This is a genomic window from Acinetobacter sp. FY683 (assembly GCF_059515885.1).
This window is the reverse complement of sequence record NZ_JCAKNA010000053.1, coordinates 1-6,872: the sequence shown is the minus strand read 5'-3', so window position 1 is coordinate 6,872 and position 6,872 is coordinate 1. Positions and strand designations below refer to the sequence as shown.

The 6,872-nt window shown below is 37.4% G+C and carries 5 protein-coding genes and 2 pseudogenes; 2 read left to right on the top strand and 5 right to left on the bottom strand.

Annotated elements, in window-relative coordinates:
• From AC5YDH_RS14660 to AC5YDH_RS14640, 5 genes and pseudogenes are all read right to left on the bottom strand, one after another.
• On the bottom strand, positions 1-628 hold a 628-nt coding region (locus AC5YDH_RS14660; protein ID WP_496120276.1), incomplete at its 3' end, for an IS6-like element IS1008 family transposase.
• Between the two features lie 54 nt (positions 629-682).
• Positions 683-859, bottom strand: a pseudogene (locus tag AC5YDH_RS14655) (riboflavin synthase); the annotation flags it as partial.
• Positions 860-907: 48 nt separating this feature from the next.
• Positions 908-1,848, bottom strand: a pseudogene (locus tag AC5YDH_RS14650) (IS5 family transposase).
• Positions 1,849-2,118: 270 nt separating this feature from the next.
• Positions 2,119-3,018 carry a ParB/RepB/Spo0J family partition protein gene (locus tag AC5YDH_RS14645; RefSeq protein ID WP_154773782.1) on the bottom strand — a complete coding sequence of 300 codons (900 nt, stop codon included), beginning with the start codon at positions 3,016-3,018 and terminating at the stop codon, positions 2,119-2,121.
• Between the two features lie 18 nt (positions 3,019-3,036).
• Positions 3,037-3,822, bottom strand: coding sequence for a ParA family protein (locus AC5YDH_RS14640; RefSeq protein WP_154773784.1), 786 nt, complete (start codon positions 3,820-3,822; stop codon positions 3,037-3,039).
• A gap of 904 nt (positions 3,823-4,726) precedes the next feature.
• On the opposite strand from AC5YDH_RS14640, the gene AC5YDH_RS14635 reads away from it, so the two are divergent.
• Together AC5YDH_RS14635 and AC5YDH_RS14630 are read left to right on the top strand one after the other, a co-directional pair.
• Positions 4,727-5,896, top strand: coding sequence for a replication initiation protein (locus AC5YDH_RS14635; RefSeq protein WP_154773783.1), 1,170 nt, complete (start codon positions 4,727-4,729; stop codon positions 5,894-5,896).
• A 348-nt stretch (positions 5,897-6,244) separates the two neighbouring features.
• A partial coding sequence (locus AC5YDH_RS14630; protein WP_496120276.1) for an IS6-like element IS1008 family transposase occupies positions 6,245-6,872 on the top strand: 628 nt, incomplete at its 3' end.

Here is a 6,872-nt window from a genome sequence, read left to right as displayed (position 1 = left end):
TACGTAGTGCACGCATGACTTCAATACCTTTAATTGTGGCATAAGCAGTCTTCATAGATTTGAATCCTAATGTGGCCCTGATGATTCGCTTTAACTTACCATGATCACATTCAATGACATTATTTTTATACTTAATCTGCCTGTGCTCAATATCTACTGGACATTTTCCTTCTCGCTTTAATCGTGATAAAGCATGGCCATAGGTCGCTGCTTTATCTGTATTGATGACCCGTGGAATTTGCCATTTTTTCACCGTATTGAAGATCTTTCCTAGAAAACTATAGGCTGATTTACTGTTCCGTCTAGCGGAAAGGTAAAAGTCAATCGTATGACCCCATTGATCAACTGCACGATACAGGTAAGTCCATCGCCCCTTCACTTTGATATAAGTCTCATCCATATGCCATGAATGTAAATCTGTAGGATTACGCCAATACCAGCGTAACCGTTTTTCCATTTCTGGAGCATAACGCTGAACCCAACGATAAATTGTACTGTGATCCACATTTATGCCTCGTTCAGCGAGCATTTCTTGAAGTTCACGATAGCTGATGCCATATTTACAATACCAACGAACAGCCCAAAGAATGATTTCACCTTGAAAGTGCCGACCGTGGAAGGGATTCATCTGCTGTATCTCGAAATAAATAAGATATTTAGCTTATCATGTCAGCCTATTTGCAACAGTGCCATTTGGGATCTCAATGTCGAGATGTAGCGTATCGCCATTTTTACTCAAGTTATTAACTTTGGCAGTCCCTTCAATATGACCATATAAGTTATGACCACCATTTTCAGCACCTACTTTTGCAGAGCGTTCAATATTCACTTCATCGCCCACTTTTAAGTATTTCAGGCTTTGTTGCATAAACATTCAAAAGCTGAGTTTTCCCCAATCCATTCAAATTTAAGTGACAACTTGGGTGTGAGGTCTACCTAATTCCGTAAATCTATTCAGAACTGCCACACGCGCATGAACTTCATTGACCTGACTTTGAAAATGTCTTGCCGTCAGCTTATCTCCTAATAATTTGATGCAATGCATCTTGGTTTCCACCAAACTGCGACGGTGATAGCCCGACCATTTTTCCCATAGGGTTCTGCCTAAATGCTTAACCGTTTGAAGTAACTCATTTCGTTCTATTGAACTGATTTTAGAATCTTTCCAGGGCTTGGCATTCTTCCTGGGTGGAATTACTGCATGTGCTTGACGATCTGAAATCACTTGTCTGCAGCACTTCGTGTCGTACGCCCCATCGGTATAGACAGAATCTATTCGCTCATTTGGTGGGATTTGATCCAGTAAATCACCTAGTACTTGTGAATCACTGACATTATTTGTCGTAAGCTGAACGGCACGTATTTGCAGTGTTTCAGCATCTATACCAATATGCAGTTTACGCCATTGCCGACGGTATTCAGGCTGATGTTTCTTACGCTTCCATTCACCTTCACCTAAAAATTTTAAACCCGTAGAGTCGACGAGTAGGTGTAACCCATCACGACTTTTCTGATAGCTTATCGCAATATCAATATGCTTTTGTCGTCTACAGAGGGTGGAGTACGAATATCACTGATATTCGGGGCTGCTCAGCCACAGAGTTTAATCAGGCTTTGAGCAAAGCCAGTGACCATACGTAAAGAAAGACGGAATAGAGATTTGATCATTAAACAGCATTGAATCGCTGTATCGGAATAAGTTTGATTTCGTCCGTGCTTGCCTTGTGGTTGTGCATACCATTGGGTCTTAGGATCAAACCAGATTGAAATATTTCCTCGCTTGATTAAAGCTTGGTTATACGAGGACCAATTGGTTGTACGGTAAGTTTTAGGTGCAGGCTTCTTCATCTGGAAATTATATTGCTAAAGAAGCCCTCAAGAATAGCTTTGTACAACAAAGCCATCATGACTGAAAAAGAATTCGATTCAAGTGGGATAATTTCTGCCGAAACAATATGATCAGCGTTAAGGAAAAAATCTTTTTTTAATTGAATTAACATTTTTTATTCTCGAGTAAAAAACAAGCAATATTTATAACATATAAATTCAAAAAGTATAAAAATCGGCGAAATTTCAATTGAACAAAGCACTGTAGCAAGTTGCTACAGTGCCTTCATTTTATTTTTTCAGCATTTTTTTCAGCAAATTTTCCAGCTCTTGTAAATTTTGCTCATCAAATTCACTCATTTTTAATGACACTTTTAAAATGTTGTGATCAAACTTGATATTCCCTGCGACTTTTCCATCATATTCAATTTTATGCACGATTGACGTTTTAATTGGCTCTTTGTTTTCTTTCGACTTTAAAATTTTTTCTGCCAATAAGGCCAGTTTTGTTTGCTCAACTTCTTTTTTCAGTAATTTCGCCCAAGCTTCTAGCAGTGCTTTTTTAGCATTACTGTAATTCTCTTCGTAATCTGAAAGAAACTTTTTCACAGCTGTGGCGGCAGTGCGTGCCAACAATGTCGGTTGTTGTTCTAAATCGGCAATCAGTTCTTTCGGTATTTTTTCGAAAGATAGATATTTATACATATCCTCTCGATTCATGCCTAATGATTTTGCCAGCTTTTGCTTGTTCTTTTTTAATTTCTCATCCAGAGAACTCAGACCGACATAAATTTCATAATCTGTTAAGTCTTCCCGTTTTAAATTCTCAGCCAAGGTTAACAGTGCAACTTCTTCATCTGATGCATCGATGACAATCACTTCAATAGTGTTTTTATTGAGAACTTGATGCGCTTTCAAGCGTCGTTCACCTGCAATTAACTCATATTTGTCCTGTACTCGCCGAACTGCAATCGGCTGCAATAATCCAATCTCCTCAATTGAGGCCGCTAAATCTTCAATATCTTGCTGATTGAATATTTTTCGTGGCTGATTGGGACTAGGTTGAATGTCTGTAATTTGGACATTACGACGTAATTCTTTCACATCGTTGACATGCTCTTGCTGAGCTTGTTGATGCTTTTGAGTATTTTGCTGAAGACGTTGTGCCAACAATTCTTTTGTACTTACCATAGGATTCTCAGAGTGCTTTTATTCAACACGATTGATGATTTCTTTCGCTAAATCTTGGAACGCTTTACGAACTTTAGAATTTTTATCTACGCCCAATAATGGCTGTTGTAAAATTGCTGCTTGATTGACTTTCGTACTCATTGGAATGGTCGTTTTTAACAATTCGCCGACCTGGCTTAAAGCTTCATCTCGTATCAGTTTACAGACGTTTTGACGTTCATCATGTTTAATCAGCAAAGCACCTAACAGTTTCAATTCGGGATTGACCCGTCTTATTTTACTTAAATGGTTAATTAAGTCCGTGACACCATATAAGCCATATTGTGAACCGGATTCAATCGGCACCATAACATGGGTAGATGCAGCCAAGGCATTACTGGTCAGAAGTTTTAGGCTTGGAGGACAGTCAATCAGGATGAAATCATATAATCCTTTTAATAATTCCAACTTGTTAGAGAGCTCTTCAGAGGGTCTTGGGGCATCATCTTTAAGTTGGTCTTCTGTTTTACCTAAAGTAAGTGAACCATAAATTAAAGAAACATTTTTAAAATTGGTTTCTTCTTGTAAGGCATCAGACAATAGGCTCAAATCACCTAACAGTAATTCAGCAGAAGTGGTTTCAACCTCACTCGGATGTCTTAATCCGATATGTAAACTTGCATTGGCTTGTGGATCTAAATCAATCACCAATACTTTATGCCCCAAGTCTGCTAGCTCTGCAGCCAGATGAACAACCGTGGTGGTCTTCCCGCAACCACCCTTATGGTTTGCTACAGCAATAATTTTAGTCGATTTATTTGTCATATCAGACCCCATTCGAATGATCCTAATATAGTAGAACTTGTAGCAAGTTGCTACACTTTATTTGAATGATATTAAAGTACGAATCAATATCTGCTAACAAAGAAAACAAATTAAAGTTTTATATAAAATATAGCTAGCTAATTATAATTAGTATTAATTAATATAATTAAGTAATTATAATTAGGACAATTTTTTCCTTTTTAAAACAACAGCTTATATCTTTAAAGGTGGAAGGTTTGTCACCGAAAAGTGGAAGGTTTGTCACTGAACGATGGAAGACTTGTCACTGAAAGGTGGAAGACTTGTCACTGAAAGGTGGAAGACTTATCACTGAAAGGTGGAAGACTTGTCACTATGGTGGAAGACTTGTCACTGGTTTAAAAAAAAACATGAAATTAAGTTATAAAATTATTTAAATTCAAAACTTTAATCTGTTGATAAGTATCATGATCTGGCTTTAAAGGTGGAAGACTTGTCACGCTTATTTTTCTACTTGTGGATAAGTTGTGTTTTCCCCTTAAAAATTGCAAAAAAAAAGTCCGATTTAGTACTTGATTCTCTCTAAAGGTGAAAGCTTTGTCACTGAAAAGTGCTAAACCAAATGATTTTTTCACTTATAACGGTATTTTTGGCCACAAAAAAATGCAAAGAAAATGATTTAAGCTCTTCTCAGTTGATAAAAGTGGAAAGCTTGTCATTAATAAGTGGAAATTTTTTAAAAGATTCCACTTTTAGGTTGAGGATTAGGCTAAATCTAAAAAAATGATGACATGCTTTCCAATCTTGATCTTTAGCACATCCTTTTAAAGGGATAAGCACTTAAAATGAATCTGTAAGGTGAAGATGTTGAATGTTATTCCACTTTTATGTATAAATAGGGGGAATAACTTTTAATTTTTCACTTATGAGCGATTTTAACGAAAAACAAGAAATAGAATATTTACCTTATTGTATCGGCAATATTCGACAGAATGGAGTGGTGAGTACCAGTAACCGCTTAATTCGCCCTATTGAATTGTCTTCTAATGAATATAAGGCACTGCTTTATGCAATGGCGGTTGCAAACTATGGTGAAAAAAATAACCAAGATCGTGAAATTACCGAGCAAACCTATATCTATCTGCATAAAGAAGATTTGGGGGAATTGTTAGGACTCAATAAGAAGAATTCCATTAATGTGGCTATTGACCGGATTTATAGGGAACTTTCATCTCGGGTTGCTCATTTTGTAATTGAAGAGCCTGTAGATGACGTCAAGCGTAAAGTAAAAAAAGTCCATTCTGTGGTACCGATTATCCGGGAACTGCGCTGGGAAGATGATGCCAAAAATGCCTTGCAGATTCGCTTTACCAGTGAAGTGCTGCCTTACTTCACCCGTCTGGCCAGTGGAAATTTTACCACTTACCAGTTGAAAGATTTATTTGCTTTAGACTCTGTCACAAGTATGAGTCTATATTCTTATATTGTTAAAAATGAATTTAAGTACGCGAATCTCGACACCTATGAAGTTGAGCTCACCTTAGAGAATTTAAAAGCGTTGATTGACATCGGTGAAAAAAAATATGACCGCTGGGTAGATTTTAGGCGTTATATTCTGGATAAAATTGTTGAAGAAATTAATACTAAAACTAGTCTGCAACTAGAATATGACACCATTAAGAAAGGCCGTCCTATTGTGGGTGTGCGGTTTAAAATTGTGAGTGGACATACTGAAGCAGCTCTTCCACAATTTAACGAAAAAACTCAAATCTATCTGGATGTAGATTTTGATGATAATGCCATCGTGAAAGAGCTGGGGGCAAAGTTTGATATGACCGTACGTTCCTGGTATATCTATGCCAATGATCCGAATTATACGCAGTTCAGCAAGTGGTTTAAGACCGAAGGCTGTTTAACCGATTCTCAGGCGAATGTTATTGTGAACGATATTATGTTTCAAATGGATTTTGCTGTGGCCGGTGCATCCATGAATGATTTCAAGAAAGAGATGAAATATAAGCTCAAAAATGATCCGACTTTTGTTCAGGAAAATCGCGAGCGTTTGAATGAGATTTTTGGTAAAGAAATTATTTAAAAAGTGTAGCAAATTGCTACAGCGCATTGAAAATATTCCGGGTGAATGATTTTTTTTGCATGTCTGACATTTTTCGCAAATAACTAGAATATTTCTGGTACATCTTTTTAGTGAGATTAGCGGGCGCTCATTGGGAAAATGTCGCAGTTCGGACTTGCTACATCTTGTCTAAAATACAAGTGAAAATACCTAAATTCTGAATATCTAAAAAGTGTAGTAAGTTGCTACACTTTTTTCTTGGGGTCAAAAACTTACTATTATTCACGCCATAATCCCACGAAAAACGGCACTGTTGCAAATAGGCTGACATGATAAGCTAAATATCTTATTTATTTCGAGATACAGCAGATGAATCCCTTCCACGGTCGGCACTTTCAAGGTGAAATCATTCTTTGGGCTGTTCGTTGGTATTGTAAATATGGCATCAGCTATCGTGAACTTCAAGAAATGCTCGCTGAACGAGGCATAAATGTGGATCACAGTACAATTTATCGTTGGGTTCAGCGTTATGCTCCAGAAATGGAAAAACGGTTACGCTGGTATTGGCGTAATCCTACAGATTTACATTCATGGCATATGGATGAGACTTATATCAAAGTGAAGGGGCGATGGACTTACCTGTATCGTGCAGTTGATCAATGGGGTCATACGATTGACTTTTACCTTTCCGCTAGACGGAACAGTAAATCAGCCTATAGTTTTCTAGGAAAGATCTTCAATACGGTGAAAAAATGGCAAATTCCACGGGTCATCAATACAGATAAAGCAGCGACCTATGGCCATGCTTTATCACGATTAAAGCGAGAAGGAAAATGTCCAGTAGATATTGAGCACAGGCAGATTAAGTATAAAAATAATGTCATTGAATGTGATCATGGTAAGTTAAAGCGAATCATCAGGGCCACATTAGGATTCAAATCTATGAAGACTGCTTATGCCACAATTAAAGGTATTGAAGTCATGCGTGCACTACGTA

Bases quoted from the DNA above. Each gene is read 5' to 3' on its own strand.
- AC5YDH_RS14645 (WP_154773782.1), bottom strand. From the start codon at position 3,018: ATGGTAAGTACAAAAGAATTGTTGGCACAACGTCTTCAGCAAAATACT.
- AC5YDH_RS14640 (WP_154773784.1), bottom strand. From the start codon at position 3,822: ATGACAAATAAATCGACTAAAATTATTGCTGTAGCAAACCATAAGGGT.
- AC5YDH_RS14635 (WP_154773783.1), top strand. From the start codon at position 4,727: ATGAGCGATTTTAACGAAAAACAAGAAATAGAATATTTACCTTATTGT.